Below are 20,242 nucleotides of genomic sequence, written 5' to 3' on the forward strand. Positions count from 1 at the left end.
TAGAAATAGAAGATGAAAACTAACGACTAAGGATCTAGACTAAAGACAACCAAAATTTATTATTCGGAAGGAGATTGTTAAATGTCTAGAGTATATTCATTAGAATTAGCAGGTAGAACTCTATCTGTTGAAATTGGAAAAGTTGCAGAGCAAGCTAATGGAGCTGCATTAGTAAGATATGGAGATACAGTTGTATTATCTACTGCAACAGCATCAGAGAAACCACGTGAAGGAATTGATTTCTTCCCATTAAGCGTTGATTATGAGGAACGTTTATATTCAGTTGGAAAAATTCCAGGTGGATTTATAAAAAGAGAAGGAAAACCTACAGAAAATGCGGTACTTACTTCAAGGGTTATTGATAGACCTATCAGACCTTTGTTCCCAAAAGATTATAGAAATGACTGTGCAGTTGTAAATACAGTTCTTTCTGTAGATCAAGACTGTCAACCAGAACTAGTTGCTATGATTGGTTCATCTATAGCTTTATCAATATCTGATATTCCTTTCCAAGGTCCAACAAGTTCACTTATGTTAGGATATGTTGATGGAGAAATCGTTGTTAATCCTACAGCAGAACAAAGAGAGAAGACAAGAATGTCATTAACTGTTGCATCTACTAGTGAAAAAGTTGTTATGATTGAAGCTGGTGCAGATGAGATACCAGAGGAAACTATGGTACAAGCAATTTTTAAAGCACATGAAGAAAATCAGAAAATAGTAGAATGGATAAATGGTATTGTAGAAAAAGAAGGTAAAGAAAAGCATGGTTACGAAGAGTCAGTAGTGCCTAGTGAAGTATATGAAGCGGTAGTTAACTTCATTGGTGATGAAAGAATGGAAGCTGCAGTGTTTACTGATGTTAAACAAGTTAGACAGCAAAGAATCAGCGAGATCACTGAAGAACTCACTGCAAAATTTGAAGAAGAAAATGAAGATTGGGTTTCCCATATAGGTGAAGCCGTATATAAATATCAAAAACAAACTGTAAGAAGAATGATTTTAAGAGATCATAAAAGACCAGATGGACGTGCTCTTGATGAAATAAGAAAATTAAGTTCAGAGGTAGATATTTTACCTAACACTCATGGTTCAGCATTATTCAGCCGTGGACAAACACAAGTTCTTACAATTACAACATTAGGACCTCTAGGAGAAGTTCAGATGTTAGATGGATTAGATGAACTTGAAACATCTAAGAGATATATACATCATTATAATTTTCCATCATATTCAGTTGGGGAAACAAGACCATCTAGAGGACCTGGACGTAGAGAAATTGGACATGGTGCATTAGCTGAAAAAGCACTATTACCAGTTATTCCATCAGAAGAGGATTTCCCATATGCAATAAGACTTGTATCTGAGGTACTTAGTTCTAATGGTTCTACTTCTCAAGGAAGTATATGTGCAAGTACTTTATCACTTATGGCATCTGGAGTACCAATAAAAGCCCCAGTAGCAGGAATATCAGTTGGACTTGTTACAGGTGAAACTGATGATGATTATGTTATGCTTACTGATATCCAAGGTCTTGAAGATTTCTTTGGAGATATGGACTTCAAAGTAGCAGGTACTCATAAAGGTATCACAGCAATCCAAATGGATATTAAAATACATGGACTTACTAATGAAATTATTGAAAAAGCTATTTACCAAACTAGAAGAGCTAGATTATTCATACTAGATGAAGTTATGCTAAAAGCTATTGATGAACCAAGAACTGAATTATCCAAGATGGCTCCAAAAATTCTTCAAACTAAGATTGACCCAGAAAAAATCAGTGAGGTTATTGGACCACGTGGAAAAACTATTAACAAAATCATTGACGAAACTGGAGTTAAGATTGATATTGAAGATGATGGAAGAATCTTTATCTGTGGCGTAGAAAGTGAAGCTACTAATAAAGCCTTAAAGATAATTGAATCCATAGCAAAAGATATAGAGGTCGGCGCAATCTATACTGGAAAAGTAGCTAGAATAACTAAGTTTGGTGCATTCGTAGAAATAGCTCCAGGTAAAGACGGATTAGTGCATATATCAAAATTAGCTCATGAAAGAGTTGGAAAAGTTGAAGATGTAGTTAGTATCGGTGATGAAATCCTAGTTAAGGTTACAGAGATAGATAATCAAGGTAGAATCAATCTTTCAAGAAAAGATGCATTACCAAAAGAATAATAATTTATAATTAAGATATATGAATTAGGAAGAGGGATTCCCTCAAAGCGACTGTAACACTTTATTTTCAAGGAAGCGTCATAGTCGCTTTTCTTGATTTATTATTTAACTAAATGCACATACTGTATTTAGAATTAATTATTTATTTGATTTTCCCTTCCATTAATATGAGTGCATTAAAGGTGGGAAAGTTGAGTTATTTAATATACAATTGTAGATAAAGCAATTTTTGGAGGATAGAATATGGTTAAAATGAAGACTATGGATAATGGATTATGTGTAGTTGGTGAAGAAAATTCATTTGTAAGATCCGTTGCACTGGGTATATGGATTAAAAATGGGTCAATAGATGAAAATAAAAATAACAATGGTATATCCCATTTTATAGAACATATGATGTTTAAAGGAACCAAAAACAGAACAGCAAAAGATATTGCTGATGAAATGTCAGAGGTAGGAGGGAGAATTAATGCATTTACTGGTAAGGAGTATATGTGTTATTACGCTCATACTCTTGATAACCATATAGATGTAGCTCTTGATGTTTTATCTGATATGATACTTAATTCGGGTATGAAAGATGAAGACATGAAAAAAGAAAAAGGTGTCATAATAGAAGAAATTAATATGTATGAAGATTCACCAGAAGAGATTGTTCATGATCTAATTCAAGAAGAATCTTGGAGCGGTTCAACTCTTGGTTACAACATTCTTGGAACAAAGGAATTAGTTAACAATTTTACTAAAAAAGACATTGAAGAATATATGTCAAAACACTATATACCTGAAAATATTGTGATTTCAGTTGTTGGTAAATTTGATTTTGATGAGATGTTTGAGAAAATAAGTAAAAAGTTTTCTGTTCTCAAGAAAAAAAATAGAGTTGAAAGAGTTAAAAAATTAAACTACAAAAAGTGCTTTGTAACAAAAGATAAAGATATAGAACAAATTCATTTATGTATGTCTTTTCCAAGTATACCTTATAATTCAGATAAGATTTATATTTTATCCATATTGAATACTATTCTTGGTGGAGGTATTAATTCCAGATTATTCCAATCTATTAGAGAGGAAAAAGGATTAGCATATTCAATCTATTCTTATGTAGAAACATATAATATTGCAGGAATGATTAATATATATGCGGCTACCAATCCAACTCAAATAGAGCCAGTTATACTAGGTGTCATGGAAGAAATTAATCTATTGTTAGAAAAAGGAATAGATGAAAAACAACTGAATCAAACCAAAGAACAGTTAAAAAGCAATCTTATAATAGGTTTTGAAAATATGAACTCCAGAATGTCTAGTTATGGGAAAACAAAACTCATGATAGATAGAATAAAATCACAGGACGAAATGATAGAAGGTATCAATGCTGTTAACTTAAATAGTTTTATGAATTTTGCTAAAAAAACATTCAACTACAATGATATGAGTACAGCTTTAGTTGGAAGACATAAAGATATTGATATTGAAAGGATTAAGAATCTATGCACAAGGTAAAAGTCTATGTAGAGCAAACTGACAGTGGAAAGATATTACCTCTACCAAAGTATATGAGTAAAGATGCAGCGGGTATGGATCTATATGCTTGCTTAGAGGATGATGTAGTATTAGAAAAGGGTAAAATCAAATTAATACCTACTGGTCTTAAGATAGCGTTGCCTTCAGGATATGAAGCTCAGATTAGACCTAGAAGTGGTCTTGCGCTCAAACATGGTATTAGTTTAGTCAACACTCCAGGAACTATAGACGCAGACTATAGAGGAGAAATAAAAGTTATAATGATTAACTTTGGTGAAGAGGATTTTACTATTAAACATGGTGAAAGAATTGCTCAAATGGTTATTAATAAGATTGAGCAAGTAGAACTTGAAGTCACAGATGGCTTAGAGAATACTGAAAGAGGTTCTGGTGGCTTTGGTCATACAGGAAAATAGAATGTTAATAAATTTGCCTTATGAAAATTCATAAGGCTTTAATATTATATTGATTAATGCTATACTAAAACATAGTATGAAGGTTCTAGCAAGAGATTTATAGAACTTACATATTTAAAATATTTTTAACGAGGTGGTATAATGCAATATAAGTTATTTGGAAAGACTAATGAAAAGGTTTCAAGACTTGGTTTTGGCTGTATGAGATTTCACACTAACAATGACGATAATAAAGACATCAAGGAAGAATTGGCTATTAAACAAATTTGTCATGCAATTGATAATGGCGTCAACTATATTGATACAGCATATAATTATCATGGTGGAGAAAGTGAAAAGTTAGTAGCAAAAGCACTGAATGATGGATACAGAGAAAAAGTTAAGATAGCAACTAAATTACCATCTTGGTTAATAAAAACAAGACAAGATATGGACAAATATCTAAATGAACAGTTAGAAAAATTGCAGACTGATCATATTGATTTTTATCTTTTACATACATTAAAGAAAAAATTATGGAAGAACTTAGTAGAGAATGATGTATTTGAATTTTTAAATAGTATTGTTGCTGATGGAAGGGTTAAACATGTTGGTTTTTCTTTCCATGACGATATTGATTTGTTTAAAGAGATTGTAGATTCTTATGACTGGGACTTTTGTCAAATACAATATAATTTTTTAGATGAAAATTATCAAGCGGGCAAAGAAGGATTAAAATATGCTAAAGAGCGTGGACTTGGTGTAGTTATCATGGAACCACTAAGAGGTGGAAGTCTTGCAAATAGTATTCCAGATGATATAGCAGCCATTTGGAATAAGGCTGATAAAAAAAGGACTCCTGCTGAGTGGGCATTCAAATTTATACTTAATCATCCAGAAGTTGATGTGGTATTGAGTGGAATGAACGAGATGGAACACATCAATGAGAATATTAAAGTCGCTACAGAGACAACACCTGATTCATTGACAAATAAGGAAAAAGAATTGATTGATGAAGTCAAATCAGTATATGATAGTAAAATTAAAGTTAGATGTACTAATTGTGCGTATTGTATGCCGTGTCCAAAAGGTGTTGATATTCCAGCCTGTTTCGCATTGTATAATAAATCATCTATGTTTGATTTTAATACTGCTAAAAAAAAGTATACCGAGTATCTAAAGAACGAAAATAAAGCTAGTATGTGTATTGAATGCGGACAATGTGAAGAAAAATGTCCACAATACTTGGATATAAGAGAAAAATTAAAAGAAGTGGTAGAGACTTTTGAAAGTTAAGGATGCCTTAGGCATCTTTTTTTTATCCTAAAATCTAATTTTAGCTAGAAGAAGTATAGAAGTTCATATAGAATATTTAATTTTACTAATTAATAGTTGACATGTATTAATTTCCTGCTATAATAACTCAGCTTAGAGAAGCAATGATATTTGATTAACTGAATAGTTAATCGAAATAAAGAAGGAGGAAAGTTAATACAATGAATATCTATGTTTTTAAGGCTAATGTGTACAAATATTTTATTACATTGTATCGTGCCTATCCAAGAAGTTTTTTTATATCAAGCATATTAACTATAACCTATACTCTATTATACTCGTATATTCTGTATGAATATATCTTCGAGGGAGAAGTTAATAGCTCTTTTATAGGTGAAACAGGAACTAGTAATTATATGGGATATATTTTAGTGGGGGTATTGGTATATTCTTTTACAGTTAGCACTTTACTCAATGTCAGTAGGAGTCTTATTACTGAGAAAAGAATAGGTACATTGGAAAGCGTAATGTTGGCACCATATAATAGAGGTCTATATTTTTTGGCTTATATGGTAGCACAAACAATACATACTTTTGGAGAATTAGTTTTTGCCATACCAATATTGATAGTGTTTAAAGTGAAATTTGCGTATTTTGATTTGCTTTCATTCATATTAGTTTTATCAATATCTTTGCTAGCATTTCTTGGGCTTTCGCTATTATTGGCAAATCTTATGCTATATACAAGAGATACGTATATATCACAGAATACATTGTTTACAGTTATGTTTCTTATATGTGGAATCAATTTTCCTATTACTTATTTACCAAGTTTTGTATCAAAAATATCATATCTTATACCTTTAACACATTCTATAAAACTATTTAGAGGGATATTACTAAAAGGAGAAAGCCTAATGATACAAATGGATTCTGTTGTAGCTTTAATTCTTCAAGGTATTATTTATAGCATGATAGGATTTTTGACTCTTAAGAAAGTAGAAAAGATAGCTCTAGAAAAAATTGGTGGATGATTTATAGATAATTAACGAAAGGAATGAGATATATGATAGAAGTTAGAGGACTATGCAAGACATATGTAACAAAAGAAAGTAAAGGTTTTTTTAAGACCAATAAAAATTACTTGAAAGCAGTTGATAATCTAAGTATTAATATAAAAAAAGGTGAGATAACAGGTCTATTGGGTATTAATGGTGCTGGAAAAACTACAACGGTCAAGATGCTTTCTACACTACTTGAACCAACAAGAGGAGATATTATATATGATGGAATGGATATCAAGAAAAATGAAAAAATAATCAAAAGTAAAGTAAATATGATAGCAGGTGGAGAGAGGATGATATATTGGCGCCTTACTGCTAAAGAGAATCTTAAATATTTTGGCAGTATGTATGGGTTACATGGAAAATATCTAAATGAAAGAATAGATTATCTATTAGAACTTGTAGGATTACAAGATAAGAAAAATATACCAGTGGAGAAATTTTCAAAAGGTATGAAACAACGATTACAGATAGCAAGAGGACTGATTAATGATCCAGACTACATTTTCTTGGATGAGCCTACCTTAGGACTTGATATTCAAATAGCAAAAGAAATGAGAGAGTTCTTTCTAGAATTGGTTAAGAAACAGGACAAAGGAATATTATTAACAACTCATTACATGAAGGAAGTAGAAGAATTATGTAGATATATATACATATTAAATGAAGGAAAACTTCTCAAAGAAGGTTCAGTCGAGGATATAACTAAGATGTCAACAACTGAAGATGGTAACCTGGAGGATGTTCTACTTATGATGGCAAAAGAGGTTTCCATAGAAAATAAGGAAGTGATATGATGAATTTTGTTAGATTGGTATGGGCTAATATTATTGCTCAACATAAAAATTATTTTTTTAATAAAAGTATATACTTATCTTTGTTTATATGGCCGGTTATTGGATTTATTAATATCTATTATTCTTACAAACCATTTAATAATACTGTATTACTTAGGAAAATAGGTCTTCAACATGATGGAGAAATATATTTGTATCTATTGATTGGATTTGTTGCCATGAGGTTTTTTTATACTCTTATACAATCTGCGTGGCAATCCAGTTATCTGCTCAGAATGTCAGGTGCATTGGAATTAATATATATGTCTCCGTCTAATAGGATGGGAATGTTAATTGGTAATAGCATAGCTTCATTATTTGGAAGTGTGTGGATGTTTATTATTTTCTCGGTAGGTATGATTGCCTTTTACAGAGACTTTCTTGATGTAAATATAGTATCTGCTATTTTTAGTATCATATTACTATGTATACTAGCAGTAATATGGGGAGTATTTTTGAATAGTTTATTTTTATTATCCAGAGATAGCGGGTTTCTATTCACAATATTCCAGGAACCCACAGAGATGTTCACTGGAGCTAAGTTACCATTTATGCATATGCCCATGTGGGCAAAAGCTATTGGATATTTATTTCCATTGACATATGTAATTATAGTTTTAAGAAAATCATTTATGTATAATACTGGTATAAGTAACTTATTGCAAGAATATGTTATATGTATATTAATTGGAGTAATCTTAATGATAGTTTCTTATCTGATGATGAGGGCTGGAGAAAAGAATGCAATAAAAAATGGCACAGCTACGTTATTTTAAAAATATGAATGTAAAACCATGCTCCTTAGCTATATTGACATGGGTATATAAGAAAAGTATAATAAGTATGAATATAATGGACTCTAAATAGTAGCAAAGGAGCAAATAGATGTATGATATAGTCATAGTAGGAGCTGGACCGGCTGGGGCAACTCTAGCTAGAATGTTAGATAATAGATATAAGATTTTATTAATTGATAAGAGAAACCTTAATGAAGATATAGAATATAAGAGAGAAAAATGCTGCGGAGGTTTAATTGCTCCCGATGCACAGAAAATGTTAGCACATCTTGGACTAGGTATTCCCAAAGTTGTATTGACTGGAAGAATTTGAAAGCTTTTATAATGTATAATAAGTTTTTACGTAAAGTAATTATGAAATCGAGAGTATTGAGTATGGATATAAAAGATATTGATCAAGAAAATAAATAAGTACTAGGTGAGGTGTGAATATGAAGGGGTTCAATAAAATTTTTATATTAATAGGGATGACATTATTAGCATTTAGTTATAGCAATATGACTATTAATGCAATAAATGTTGAAGAAAAGAATGATTATGGACAATATATTGAAATAGCTATTAAAGAGTATTGTGATTTTGCTTTTACTTATAGCCATATTATTGTAATAAAGGATAACGAAAAATCTAAATCTTGGTTATATAGTCATGATCCAGTAACAGTAGAATGGGTTAATCCTGATGGAATAGTTGGTCCAGAAAGAGATTTTATAAAAATATACAGGGGTTGAAATTACTTGCCCTTGGTGCTGGTTCAGGGACCTTTGCAGAGTCTATGTTATTTTTAATTTTACAATAAATCAGAAGAACATAAATGAAAAGGAGGAATTATAATTTATGTACTTAACATATTTTGATAGAGAAAATGATATTAATATCTATTTTTTGTATTCTCCTTTTCATGAGTTATTAGGTAGCCTTCATGTTTTATCAAAACATGAGCATCATATGCCTAGACAAATTTGGGCAGAAGAAATGCTTAAAAAATTGCCTACAGACATAAAAGATAAAATATTGTTTTATGCTAATGTGACTAGTAATTTTTTAGGTGTCATCGGTTTTTTAGAGAATAAAAAATTATGGGATATTAGTATTTCTGAATGTATTGGTGAAATAGCTAATATTAGTGAAGTGGATTTCTTTTACACTATATTTAATGGTGAAATAGATAAACAATCAATTATTAATGGTATAAACAGTAATTATTATAATAGCAGTATTCCTAATAAATATGTAGAATGTCTAAAAGGACATAAGGAGTATAAAAAACAATTTATAATATTTCTAAAAGAATATTATTATAATTATTTTGTGAATGATTTAAGTTTCACTGAACCAATATTAATTAGGAAGCTAAAAAGAGAATTTGAAAGGTGTAAAGAAATATCAGTTTATGATTATATACATTCTCTTCACCCTAGAATAGAGGTAACAGATAATAAAATCAATTTCCATAAATATAAACTGTTTGAAGTAAATAAAGAAAATATAAATGAAGTTATATTCAAAGTAGACAGCTATATAATTCCTCATTTATTATTAGGTATGAATGAAGCCCAGAAACTAATAAGTTTAATAATACCAACTTATATTACTTCATATGATGATGATAAATTACCAAAAGATACATTGAATATTTTTAAGGCTATTGCTGATGAAACAAGAATGAAAATTATTCGCAATCTATATAGACAGCCTATGTCTACTCAAAAGTTAGCAGATAGATTGAATTTTACTGAAGCATGTATTTCCAAGCATTTAAAAATTCTATATAATACAGATATAGTGACTAAGACTAGAGATGGTAATTATATTAATTACTACCTTAATCAAAGAATTATTGATAGTTTGGTATTGTATATTTATGAATATATAAATCAGTAACTTATTGTTTTTTTTACAAACTAGCGTTGCTTTATCAAAGGAATACTTTAACTAAAGTTAGAATATATAGTAAATAGGAATATTAATTTACTTATAATAGAAAAAGATTAATGGGGGGCATAATTATTAGACCACAAAATTTGAAAATTGAAGATATGATTGGTGTTATTGCACCTGGCAGCCCTACTACATTAAATAACGTAAATATGGCAAAAAAACGTCTACAGGAACTTGGGTTTAGAGTGAAGATGGGTGATAGCTGTTATAGTAAGAATGGATATTTAGCGGGTGTAGATAAATTAAGAGCTGAAGATGTCAATAATATGTTTTTAGATGATAATATAAAAGGAATTATATGTTTGAGAGGTGGCTATGGGACTAATAGAATACTTAATTTAATCAATTACAAATGGGTAAAAGAACATCCTAAAGTATTTGTGGGTTATAGTGATATAACAGCTCTGCATATAGCGTTCAATCAATTATGCAATATGGTTACTTATCATGGTCCTATGGCAGGTGTGGAAATGTTGGATGGAATGGACGAATTCACTAAAAAAAGCTTTTTATCATGTATAGGAAGCAAGAATAAAATTAATATTGTGAATCCCCCTAAGATTGCTATGAAATGTATATGTTCTGGTACAGCAAAAGGTAAGCTTATAGGTGGTAATTTATCATTGATTGTGTCAACTCTAGGTACACCATACGAAATTGATACAAGAAGTAAGATACTATTTATTGAAGAAGTTGGAGAAAGACCTTATGCAATAGATCGTTCACTTACACAATTGAAAAATGCAGGAAAATTAAGAGATGCAGAGGGGATTGTATTGGGCGACTTCAAAGATTGTGTACCATTTAAAGATGAAGTGAGTCAGAGTCTGGAGGAAGTATTTAATGATATCATAAAACCTTTTAACAAACCTACCATCTACAACTTAAAAGCAGGACATTGTATTCCTATGATAACACTGCCCTTGGGATTAGATACATACTTGGATGCTGATAAGTGTCAACTGATTGTTGATAATAATTGATGTTAATATATAAAAGAAATAATTAATATGGGGGAATTAGTTGAAAATATTAGATATAAAAACTAATAGGGTCTCAATAGGCTTAAAAAAACCTTTTATAACTGCTCTTAGAACTTTATATAATATAGAAACTATTGTTGTAGAGATTATTACTGAACAGGCTAGAGGTTATGGTGCAGCATCACCCACTGCTGTAATAACAGGAGATACGAATAGTTCAATAATAGGTGCAATCCATTATATTAGACCACTAATTATAGGAAAAGAGGTAAGTAATTTTGAAGAAATAATAACAACACTTAATAAGTGTATAGTGGGTAATACCAGTGCAAAAGCTGCTATAGATATTGCATTATATGATTTGTATGGGAAACTATATAATGCACCAGTATACAGATTATTAGGTGGTTATAGAGATAAATTAAAAACTGATATTACTATTAGTCTGAATACACCTGATGAAATGGCAGCTGATAGTTTGAAAGCTGTCAATGAGGGATTTGATAATCTAAAGGTAAAAGTTGGTAAGGATTCTGACTTAGATATTAGAAGGATGCAAGCAATCAGAAAGGCTGTAGGAGATAAAGTTAATATTAAAGTTGATGCTAATCAAGGCTATGAGCCAAAGGAAGCAATTTACGTTATAAAAAGAATGGAACAAAAGGATATTAATATATATCTTATGGAACAGCCGGTTCATGGAAAAGATATAGATGGACTAAAGTTTGTCACTGATAAAGTGAATATACCTATATTAGCTGATGAAAGTGTATTTTCACCTACCGACGCTATAAATATAATTAATAAAAGAGCGGCAGATATAATTAATATTAAGCTAATGAAAACAGGGGGTATCTATAATGCTCAGAAGATTATATCATTAGCTGAAATAGCTGGAATGAAATGTATGATTGGTTCAATGATGGAAAGTAATATAGGAGTTACAGCTGCAGCTCATCTAGGAGCGGCTAAAAAAAATATAATAGAGGTAGATTTGGATGTACCACTTTTATGTAATGAAAGCCAGTTAGTAGGTGGTATATCATATCATAAAAATAACATATTATTTAACCAAGAATCTGGTTTCGGCTTTGGTAAGATAGACTTTATTGTATAGATAAATAAAGCCTATCTTTTTTTATAGGAAAGTCTATCCTAATATTATTGAGTACAAGTTCTGTTTACTGCTCTCATGATATACATATCTTGATTCTTCTTCTCTATAAAAGAATTTATCTTATATCCACATTTAATATATGTTTCAACAGCTGGTCTATTGCTACAATTAACTTTTAGATAAGAATATCTGCAACCTAGTTTACTAAATATGATTTTTTGTATAAGATTCATTACTTTTATACCATAGCCTTGTTTCTTAGCAGAGGATTCGCCAATAACATAACCACCTAGTTCTACAGTGTTTTCATCTATTACACGAAGTATCACAGTGCCAATAGGAATACAATAAATATTTTTCTCTTCTATAATATATATTAGTAGGTCGTAATCATTTTTGTAATATTTATACCATTTTCTTGGACTTATCCTTTTAATAGACTTATTGGATAATGATTCTGCTTCACTATTTTTATACCATTTCTTTATTAAATTGTAATCATTACGCTTTATCTCACGAAATTTAAATTGTTGGGTTTCTAATATTGGATATTTTTTCATGAAATTCACCTGACCAGTTGTTTTAGACATTATATAGGATTCCATTTTATAAAATACTTATTACAATATATGTGAATTAGGTTGGGTAGGTACATTGTCTAAGTAATGATTATATTTATGTAGTACATGCAAATTTAGTATTGAGGGGTCACATATAGCCTGTAAAAAACATATTTTGTTATTATAGTACTAAGTAAGTGATGATAATATATGAAAAACAAAATAGCAGTAATTGGTGGAGATTTAAGACAGATTTATCTAGCAAATATATTTTCTAATAATAATCAAGTTTTTATTTTTGGTAACGAGCATAAAGAGCTATTTAGTAATGTGAAGCAAGCAGCATCTATAGAAGAAGCAGTAAAAGATGCAAGTTTTATAATTTGTCCTATACCTTTTTCTAAGGATAATGAACATATCTTTGCTGCCAATTCTAAACAAAAAATAATATACAAAGACTTATTCAATCTAATTACATCAGAGCAATATATTTTTTCAGGTCCATATACTGAAGAGGTGTTTGAGTGTGCAAAAGAAAATAATATTCACTTATTTGATATTGTAGCTGAAGATGAGTTTGCAATACTTAATTCAATACCAACAGCAGAAGGTGTACTTAGTATGATGATAGAGAATGTAGGAATTACTCTTGCGAATAATAAATGTCTAATTTTAGGTTATGGAAGATGTGGTATGGCAATAGGGGATCTGGCAAAGAAACTGAATATGGATGTATATATAGCTTCTACTAATAATGAAGAATTAATAATGGCTACAATTAATAAATTAAAAACAGCTAAGATACAGGATAGCAAATTGTTAAGAGTAGACTATTTAACCAGAGATTTTTTGGATGACAGTAATTTCATTATTAATCTAGAGAAATTCAACTATATAATTAATACAATTCCTGTAGCACTTATTGATATTAATTTATCAAAAAAACTTGATGATTATATTTTTATAGATATAGCGAATGTCTATGAAGATAACACAAATAGATTTATAAATGCTCGTGGAATACCAGGAAAATATTCTCCCAAAACAGCAGCTGAAATTATTAGTGATGTTATCGAAAAAGAGATATATGGAAGGAACAATAAGTCAGGAAAGGAGTAGGTAATTTGAAAGAATTAGAAGGTAAAAAAATTGGTTTTGCTTTATGTGGCTCATTTTGTACGTTGGCAAGAGTTTTTGATCCTATAAAACAATTAATAGATAATGGTGCTGAGATTTTTCCAATAATGTCTAGTAATGCTTATTCTATTGATACTAGATTCGGTAATGCAAAAGATTTTGTAAAGAAACTAGAGGATTTAACTGGACATAAGGTTCAAACAAAGATAGAAGAAACTGAGCCAATAGGACCTAAGAAGCTTTATGATATGCTAGTTGTTGCACCTTGTACTGGTAATACATTAGGTAAACTGGCTAATGCCATTACTGATACAGGAGTATTGATGGCTATAAAAGCAACTCTAAGGAATTGCCAGCCTGTTGTTATTGCCATAGCTACCAATGATGGATTAGCTCTTAATTTTAAGAATTTTGGTACCCTTATGAATACAAGGAATGTTTATTTTGTTCCATTTGGCCAGGATAATCATGTAACTAAGAAAAATTCATTAGTGGCTAAGATGGATTTAATCTATGATACAGTTATTCAGGCATTTGAAGGAAGGCAAAAACAACCTGTACTTATACAGTATTAGTAGACAAAAACCTTTTCAAAATTGTGAGTATATGGTATATTTAGTTAAAGATAGAGAAGAAAAATAATTTCAAGGATACTTTATTCTATATAGGAGTCCTTGAAATATTAATGTAGGGGTGAGTATATGAATATATTAATTCAAAAATTTGGCGGTACATCTATGGCAACAGAAGAAACAAGGAAAAATGTTGCTAATAAGATAGTGGAAGCTAAAAAAAAATACGATAATGTTGTAGTAGTAGTTTCGGCTATTGGTAGATTAGGTGCACCATATGCTACTGATTCACTACTACATTTAGTTAATTATAAAGATACAAAATTATCTTCAAAAGAAATAGATTTACTTATGTCAGTAGGTGAAATAATATCTTCACTTGTATTAACTAATACTTTACTTGAAAGTGAGATAGATGCTTGTGCATTGACTGGTGGCGGTGCTGGAATAATTACTGATGATAATTATAATAGTGCTGATGTAATTAACATTAATACAGAACCTTTGATGAAACTACTCAATGAAGGTAAGATTCCTGTTGTAGCTGGATTTCAAGGTGTGACTATAGATAATGATGTAACAACTCTTGGAAGAGGTGGCAGTGATACAACAGCATCACTACTTGGAGAAGCCTTAAATGCTAGTGCAATAGAGATATATACAGATGTTGATGGTATAATGACCGCTGATCCTAGAATATGTAAGAGTGCCAAAATAATTGATGAGATAAGTTATAATGAAGTTTTCCAAATGGCTGGAAGTGGAGCGAAAGTTATACATCCACGAGCTGTTGAAGTAGCTAGAAGAGCAGGTATACCATTAATTATTAAAAATACGTTCAACAATTCAAGAGGAACAAGTATAAAAAGACATATTGGTGTTGAGAGAAAGAAAACTATAGAAGATAAATTGATAACTAGTATTGCTCACAAAACCAATATAACACAGGTTTCTATAAAAGGAGATATTGACGATGAGAGTTTCTTTACAGATCTCGCAAGAGAAAATGTGAGTATTGATATTATTAATATTTTTCCTGAAAGGAAAGTATTTACAATAGATGATATCTGTAAGGAAAAAGTTATTAGATTAATTGAAAAATATGAAGCACCTTATACTTTTATTGATGAGTGTTGTAAAGTTACAGTTATTGGAGAAAAGATAACTGGTGTTCCTGGAGTAATGGCTAAGATTATTTGTTGTTTAAGTAAATCATCTGTTGAGATATTACAGACAGCCGATTCTTTATCAACAATAGCATGCCTGATAAAAGAAAAAGATTTGGTAACAGCGACGGAAGCTCTTCATAAAGAATTTATGCTTGGATAAAATAAGTTGACTGTTTTAATTGATATATTGAACTTAATGATAATTATAATTATACGTTAAGTTCAATATATAAATTCGCCTCTTTAAATAGAATGAATGAAATTTTAGATTTATTCGTATAATATATGTACAAATATAAAAATATTGAAGGGCGAAATATAATGGATAAAAATATAAAGACTAATGAGCAAAATAGAAATGATGAAAAAGCCGATCCTCAAGAAATTAAAGAATATGGACAAGTTACAATTGACAAGGAAGATGACAGAATACATTGTTTAACTATCATTGGGCAAGTGGAAGGACATGTTTGCTTACCACAGCAAAATAAAACTACTAAATATGAACATGTATTGCCTCAGCTAGCGTCTATAGAAGAAAGTGACAATATTGATGGTTTATTATTACTTCTTAATACAGTTGGAGGAGATGTAGAAGCTGGACTGGCTATAGCAGAGATGATATCTTCACTTAGCAAGCCTACTGTTTCTATAGTACTTGGTGGAGGTCATTCTATTGGTGTACCACTTGCTGTATCAACCAAGTATTCTTTTATAGTACCAAGTTCAACAATGACAATACATCCTGTAAGAATGAGCGGAACAGTAATTGGAGTTCCTCAGACTTTTGAATATTTTGATAAGATGCAGGATAGAATAGTAGATTTTATCACTAGAAATTCCAAAATAAATAGAGATAGATTAAAACAGCTTATGTTAGATACTGGAAAACTAGCTAAAGATGTAGGAACAATAATTGTGGGAGAAGAAGCTGTAGAAGAAGGGATTATTGATGAATTAGGTGGTATAGATAAAGCTATAAAAAAACTATATGAAATGATTGAAGAGCATAAAAGAGAAGGTGAAGAGTCCTAATGTATTATTCTATAATACCCTATGAGGAGTTATTTCCTACTACTGAAGATGATTTCAAATATGAAGAAGTGACATATGAAGGGAATACGGTTCAAGTATATAAAAAAGATGATAAATATATTATAAAAAGAGTCATATCTACTGATTTAAAAGTATATCTTAATAGAGAACTAAGTCCTGGAAGTGAATTAAAAATGTAGCTATGCTTTATTCTTGGGTTGAAATAATGTGGTAAAAGGGTTAAAATATAACATGCATAGGTATGAGGGGGATTTTTATGTCATTTTTTGAGGCAATTCTTATGGGAATTGTTCAAGGGTTAACTGAGTTTTTACCTATCAGCAGCTCTGGTCATTTGGCTATATCAAGACATATATTAGGTTTGCAACTGGATAACATTCTATTTGAAGTTTTACTACATATAGGAACACTTGTAGCAATCATTGCTGTTTATTATAAAGATGTCATAGATTTAATAGTTAGCGGTTTTGGATTAATAGGTCGTCTATTCAAATACATAATTATAAGTTTTAAAAATTTGATTTACAAGAATAATAAGAAGGCTCCACAGATTATTGATAATGATAAGAAGAAATTCGTGATGCTTATCATTGTTGCTAGTATTCCTACAGCAATTATTGGATTAATATTAGAAGAGAAAATCATTGAATCTTTTGATATATTATTAGTTCCAGGGATTTGTTTGATTGTTACTGGATTTTTACTATATTCAACTATAAAACTAAAATCAGGTACTAAGCAGGAAGGTAAGACTTCATATAAAGACGCTATAATAATAGGTACTTTTCAAGGATTTGCTGGACTTCCAGGTATATCACGTTCTGGCTCAACAATTGTTGCTTCGCTTCTTAGAGGGTTAAATAGAGAATTTGCTGTGAAATTTTCTTTTTTGATGTCTTTACCAGCAGTAATTGGAGCAATGATATTGCAAATAAGAGATTTACAGTGGGATACACTTTCTACTATTATAACAGCACCTTATGTGGTAGGAATGGCTGTATCTGCTTTTGTTGGATACATATGTATCAAATTTTTGATTAAGTTGATTAAACAGAATAAATTACATTATTTCGCATATTATTGTTTTGTAATTGGTATAATCATAATAATTTCCCATTTTGTCTTATAGATAATAAGAGAACTGGTAATGATTTAAAAAGATACTTAAGAATTAGAGTACAAATAAACATAAAGAAGAGGGGGTAGTGATATGGCACCTAAGAAGGAAACATCTACTAAATCACCTAAGAAAAAAACATCTACCAAAAAAACAACAACAAAGAAAAAAGATGAAGATTTAATATCCAATGATATAAAATACGAAATAATAGCTTTAACATTTTTTGCTTTTTCATTACTCATGTTTGTTAGTGTTTATTTTGATAAAGCAGGAGCATTAGGAAGAGTTATCAATAATCTGTTCTTTGGATTATTCGGAGTAAGTGCGTACTTAATACCAATAATAATATTTTTAGCTTCATTTTTTAAAATATTTAATAAAGGAAATAAATTACTGAATAATCGAATCTATCTAGGTTGTATTTTATTATTGACCGTATCTATATTTTCACATGTTACACATATTAAAGGAGTACAGATTCTAAAAGTAATTGGCTTAAAAGGTTTTTTACCAACGTTGGCTAATTATTACAAATTATCTACAACTAGAATTGCTGGTGGATATATAGGTGGATTATTTGGTGATTTACTTATTTTATTTATTGGAAAGATAGGAACTTATATAGTGCTTGTATTACTACTAATAATTAATAGTATCCTATTAACTCAAAAATCATTGTTTAAGTTAATTAAGAATATTGGTCAAAAAGTAAAAGATAGTAGTAAAAATGCTATTGAAAAAACTAGAGAAGCTAGAGAAAATATGATTGAAGAATATTCTAATTATGATGACGAAGATGAGAAAGAAGATACAGATGAAAAGGTTAGTTTCCTTAGTAAGGTATCACTTAGCATTGATGATGAGCCAATAGAGAATTTTCTAGAAGAAGAAAAAGAAGTAGTACATAGACCTATTGAAGAAAAATATGTACCACAAAAAGAAGAGAATAAACAGGCTAAGGCAATACAAGCTAAAGAACCTACTGAATCAATAAAATCAACAGATAAGACTATCAAAAAAGAAATTCAAAAAGATAAACCAGAAAATGTAGAATATAAATTTCCATCCATTGACTTATTAAAGAAAAATCCTTTGGGTGGTAACAAAGGTTCCAAAAGTGCAATTCTTAAAAATGCTGATAAGTTAGAGAAGACTCTAGAGAGTTTTGGTGTTAGAGCTAAAGTGCTAAATGTTAGTTGCGGTCCTACAGTAACCAGATATGAATTACAACCTGAACAAGGTGTAAAAGTTAGTAAAATAGTATCTCTGGCAGATGATATTGCACTTAATCTTGCGGCATCAGGTATAAGGATTGAAGCTCCAATTCCTGGCAAATCAGCAGTAGGTATAGAAGTTCCTAATAAAGAAGTTAGTTCAGTGTATTTACGAGAGGTTATAGATACAGAAGATTTCAAGCAATTTCCGTCAAACGTTGCATTTGCTCTTGGTAAAGATATAGCTGGCAAAGTAATTGTTGCAGATATTGGACGTATGCCTCATATGTTGATTGCTGGTGCTACTGGTTCTGGTAAAAGTGTATGTATAAATACTTTGATTACAAGTATTATTTACAAATCAACTCCGGAACAGGTTAAGTTAGTAATGATTGACCCAAAAGTAGTTGAGCTTAGTGTTTATAATGGCATTCCACATCTGTTAATACCTGTTGTAACTGATCCTAAAAAAGCAGCAGGTGCACTTAATTGGGCAGTGAGTGAAATGTCAGATAGATATAAATTATTTGCTGCATCGAATGTAAGAGATGTAAAAGGTTATAATAAACTTGTAGCCAAAACTGGCGAAGGTTCCTCGTTACCACATATCATAATTATAGTTGATGAATTAGCCGACTTGATGATGGTTGCTCCAAATGATGTTGAAGATGCAATTTGTAGATTAGCGCAAATGGCAAGAGCCGCTGGTATACATCTGATCATTGCTACTCAAAGACCTTCTGTAGATGTAATTACAGGACTGATCAAAGCAAATATACCATCAAGAATAGCATTTTCAGTGTCTTCAGGTACTGATTCAAGAACTATTATTGATATGAATGGTGCAGAAAAACTTCTTGGTAAAGGTGATATGTTATTTTATCCAGTAGGAGTTCAGAAACCGTTAAGAGTACAAGGAGCATTTATATCAGATAAAGAAGTTGAACATATTGTAGAATTTTTAAAAGGTAGCAGGAAAACTATTTATAATGATAAAATTATAAGTCAGATTTCAGCTGACAAAGCTGTTCTTGGAAAACAAGCCGGCAAAGATGACTATTATAATGAAGCATTGGAATTAGTTATTGAAAAGCAGAAAGCTTCTGCATCTATGATACAAAGACGATTCAGAGTTGGTTATAACAGAGCAGCTAGAATTGTTGATCAACTACATGAATCAGGTATTGTAGGTGGTGAGGAAGGAAGTAAGCCTAGAAAAGTTTTAATAACAAAAGAAGAATATGAAGAAATGAAAAATCAAGTATCAGCAACATCGGAAGACGGGTAGTAACTAAACGTTA

General features: G+C 30.4%; 20 protein-coding genes. 19 read left to right on the forward strand and 1 reads right to left on the reverse strand.

Features of this window, described 5'->3' with window-relative positions:
* Positions 1-81 precede the first annotated feature (81 nt).
* The 12 genes from N4A55_RS08985 to N4A55_RS09040 all read left to right on the forward strand — a co-directional run bounded on the left by N4A55_RS08985 (position 82) and on the right by N4A55_RS09040 (position 12,113).
* Positions 82-2,178: a polyribonucleotide nucleotidyltransferase gene (locus N4A55_RS08985; protein WP_273322962.1), complete on the forward strand. Its 2,097-nt coding sequence runs from the start codon at positions 82-84 to the stop codon at positions 2,176-2,178.
* A gap of 243 nt (positions 2,179-2,421) precedes the next feature.
* Positions 2,422-3,684, forward strand: coding sequence for a M16 family metallopeptidase (locus tag N4A55_RS08990; RefSeq protein WP_293755281.1), 1,263 nt, complete (start codon positions 2,422-2,424; stop codon positions 3,682-3,684).
* Positions 3,672-4,121 (forward strand): dUTP diphosphatase, encoded by a 450-nt coding sequence (gene dut, locus N4A55_RS08995; protein WP_293755283.1) that lies wholly within the window; start codon positions 3,672-3,674, stop codon positions 4,119-4,121. Before N4A55_RS08990 ends, dut begins: the two co-directional genes overlap by 13 nt.
* A 141-nt stretch (positions 4,122-4,262) precedes the next feature.
* A complete protein-coding gene (locus N4A55_RS09000) occupies positions 4,263-5,396 on the forward strand; it encodes an aldo/keto reductase (protein WP_293755285.1) in 1,134 nt (377 codons plus the stop codon).
* 200 nt (positions 5,397-5,596) lie between these two features.
* Entirely contained in the window at positions 5,597-6,409 is an 813-nt protein-coding gene (locus N4A55_RS09005; RefSeq protein ID WP_293755287.1) for an ABC transporter permease, read from the forward strand.
* A 32-nt stretch (positions 6,410-6,441) separates the two neighbouring features.
* Positions 6,442-7,236, forward strand: coding sequence for an ABC transporter ATP-binding protein (locus tag N4A55_RS09010; protein WP_113674809.1), 795 nt, complete (start codon positions 6,442-6,444; stop codon positions 7,234-7,236).
* Positions 7,236-8,051 (forward strand): ABC transporter permease, encoded by an 816-nt coding sequence (locus N4A55_RS09015; protein WP_293755290.1) that lies wholly within the window; start codon positions 7,236-7,238, stop codon positions 8,049-8,051. The genes N4A55_RS09010 and N4A55_RS09015 overlap by 1 nt, the downstream gene beginning before the upstream one ends.
* A gap of 109 nt (positions 8,052-8,160) precedes the next feature.
* A complete protein-coding gene (locus tag N4A55_RS09020) occupies positions 8,161-8,385 on the forward strand; it encodes an NAD(P)-binding protein (RefSeq protein ID WP_293755292.1) in 225 nt (74 codons plus the stop codon).
* Between the two features lie 118 nt (positions 8,386-8,503).
* The gene (locus N4A55_RS09025) at positions 8,504-8,803 is read left to right on the forward strand and encodes a hypothetical protein (RefSeq protein WP_293755294.1); all 300 of its coding nucleotides are present in this window, start codon (positions 8,504-8,506) and stop codon (positions 8,801-8,803) included.
* 106 nt (positions 8,804-8,909) lie between these two features.
* The gene (locus N4A55_RS09030; protein ID WP_293755296.1) at positions 8,910-9,956 is read left to right on the forward strand and encodes an ArsR/SmtB family transcription factor; all 1,047 of its coding nucleotides are present in this window, start codon (positions 8,910-8,912) and stop codon (positions 9,954-9,956) included.
* Between the two features lie 110 nt (positions 9,957-10,066).
* Positions 10,067-10,996, forward strand: a complete 930-nt coding sequence (locus tag N4A55_RS09035) for a S66 peptidase family protein (RefSeq protein ID WP_293755298.1) — start codon at positions 10,067-10,069, stop codon at positions 10,994-10,996.
* A 40-nt stretch (positions 10,997-11,036) separates the two neighbouring features.
* On the forward strand, positions 11,037-12,113 hold the full coding sequence (locus tag N4A55_RS09040; RefSeq protein ID WP_293755300.1) for a dipeptide epimerase: 1,077 nt from the start codon (positions 11,037-11,039) through the stop codon (positions 12,111-12,113).
* A gap of 44 nt (positions 12,114-12,157) precedes the next feature.
* On the opposite strand, the gene N4A55_RS09045 is transcribed toward N4A55_RS09040, so the two are convergent.
* The gene (locus N4A55_RS09045; RefSeq protein ID WP_293755302.1) at positions 12,158-12,673 is read right to left on the reverse strand and encodes a GNAT family N-acetyltransferase; all 516 of its coding nucleotides are present in this window, start codon (positions 12,671-12,673) and stop codon (positions 12,158-12,160) included.
* A gap of 210 nt (positions 12,674-12,883) precedes the next feature.
* Here N4A55_RS09045 and N4A55_RS09050 point away from each other — a divergent pair, with 210 nt between their 5' ends.
* From N4A55_RS09050 to N4A55_RS09080, 7 genes are all read left to right on the forward strand, one after another.
* Positions 12,884-13,792 (forward strand): dipicolinate synthase subunit DpsA, encoded by a 909-nt coding sequence (locus tag N4A55_RS09050; RefSeq protein WP_293755304.1) that lies wholly within the window; start codon positions 12,884-12,886, stop codon positions 13,790-13,792.
* A 5-nt stretch (positions 13,793-13,797) separates the two neighbouring features.
* On the forward strand, positions 13,798-14,385 hold the full coding sequence (locus tag N4A55_RS09055) for a dipicolinate synthase subunit B (protein WP_293755306.1): 588 nt from the start codon (positions 13,798-13,800) through the stop codon (positions 14,383-14,385).
* Positions 14,386-14,511: 126 nt separating this feature from the next.
* On the forward strand, positions 14,512-15,711 hold the full coding sequence (dapG, locus tag N4A55_RS09060; protein WP_293755308.1) for an aspartate kinase: 1,200 nt from the start codon (positions 14,512-14,514) through the stop codon (positions 15,709-15,711).
* A 161-nt stretch (positions 15,712-15,872) separates the two neighbouring features.
* Complete coding sequence (locus N4A55_RS09065; protein ID WP_293755310.1) at positions 15,873-16,586, forward strand: ClpP family protease; 714 nt, start codon at positions 15,873-15,875, stop codon at positions 16,584-16,586.
* Complete coding sequence (locus N4A55_RS09070) at positions 16,586-16,786, forward strand: YlzJ-like family protein (RefSeq protein WP_293755312.1); 201 nt, start codon at positions 16,586-16,588, stop codon at positions 16,784-16,786. Before N4A55_RS09065 ends, N4A55_RS09070 begins: the two co-directional genes overlap by 1 nt.
* Before the next feature lie 77 nt (positions 16,787-16,863).
* On the forward strand, positions 16,864-17,736 hold the full coding sequence (locus N4A55_RS09075) for an undecaprenyl-diphosphate phosphatase (RefSeq protein WP_293755314.1): 873 nt from the start codon (positions 16,864-16,866) through the stop codon (positions 17,734-17,736).
* An 81-nt stretch (positions 17,737-17,817) separates the two neighbouring features.
* Positions 17,818-20,229 (forward strand): FtsK/SpoIIIE family DNA translocase, encoded by a 2,412-nt coding sequence (locus N4A55_RS09080; protein WP_293755316.1) that lies wholly within the window; start codon positions 17,818-17,820, stop codon positions 20,227-20,229.
* Positions 20,230-20,242: the final 13 nt, after the last annotated feature.

Origin of the sequence: Vallitalea sp. (assembly GCF_025211055.1) — a bacterium.
Lineage (GTDB): Bacteria > Bacillota > Clostridia > Lachnospirales > Vallitaleaceae > Vallitalea.

Excerpts from the sequence above, each read along its gene's own strand:
- N4A55_RS08985 (WP_273322962.1), top strand. The coding sequence starts at position 82 with ATGTCTAGAGTATATTCATTAGAATTAGCAGGTAGAACTCTATCTGTT.
- N4A55_RS08990 (WP_293755281.1), top strand. The coding sequence starts at position 2,422 with ATGGTTAAAATGAAGACTATGGATAATGGATTATGTGTAGTTGGTGAA.
- dut (WP_293755283.1), top strand. The coding sequence starts at position 3,672 with ATGCACAAGGTAAAAGTCTATGTAGAGCAAACTGACAGTGGAAAGATA.
- N4A55_RS09000 (WP_293755285.1), top strand. The coding sequence starts at position 4,263 with ATGCAATATAAGTTATTTGGAAAGACTAATGAAAAGGTTTCAAGACTT.
- N4A55_RS09005 (WP_293755287.1), top strand. The coding sequence starts at position 5,597 with ATGAATATCTATGTTTTTAAGGCTAATGTGTACAAATATTTTATTACA.
- N4A55_RS09010 (WP_113674809.1), top strand. The coding sequence starts at position 6,442 with ATGATAGAAGTTAGAGGACTATGCAAGACATATGTAACAAAAGAAAGT.
- N4A55_RS09015 (WP_293755290.1), top strand. The coding sequence starts at position 7,236 with ATGAATTTTGTTAGATTGGTATGGGCTAATATTATTGCTCAACATAAA.
- N4A55_RS09020 (WP_293755292.1), top strand. The coding sequence starts at position 8,161 with ATGTATGATATAGTCATAGTAGGAGCTGGACCGGCTGGGGCAACTCTA.
- N4A55_RS09025 (WP_293755294.1), top strand. The coding sequence starts at position 8,504 with ATGAAGGGGTTCAATAAAATTTTTATATTAATAGGGATGACATTATTA.
- N4A55_RS09030 (WP_293755296.1), top strand. The coding sequence starts at position 8,910 with ATGTACTTAACATATTTTGATAGAGAAAATGATATTAATATCTATTTT.
- N4A55_RS09035 (WP_293755298.1), top strand. The coding sequence starts at position 10,067 with ATGGGGGGCATAATTATTAGACCACAAAATTTGAAAATTGAAGATATG.
- N4A55_RS09045 (WP_293755302.1), bottom strand. The coding sequence starts at position 12,673 with ATGAAAAAATATCCAATATTAGAAACCCAACAATTTAAATTTCGTGAG.
- N4A55_RS09050 (WP_293755304.1), top strand. The coding sequence starts at position 12,884 with ATGAAAAACAAAATAGCAGTAATTGGTGGAGATTTAAGACAGATTTAT.
- dapG (WP_293755308.1), top strand. The coding sequence starts at position 14,512 with ATGAATATATTAATTCAAAAATTTGGCGGTACATCTATGGCAACAGAA.
- N4A55_RS09065 (WP_293755310.1), top strand. The coding sequence starts at position 15,873 with ATGGATAAAAATATAAAGACTAATGAGCAAAATAGAAATGATGAAAAA.
- N4A55_RS09070 (WP_293755312.1), top strand. The coding sequence starts at position 16,586 with ATGTATTATTCTATAATACCCTATGAGGAGTTATTTCCTACTACTGAA.
- N4A55_RS09075 (WP_293755314.1), top strand. The coding sequence starts at position 16,864 with ATGTCATTTTTTGAGGCAATTCTTATGGGAATTGTTCAAGGGTTAACT.
- N4A55_RS09080 (WP_293755316.1), top strand. The coding sequence starts at position 17,818 with ATGGCACCTAAGAAGGAAACATCTACTAAATCACCTAAGAAAAAAACA.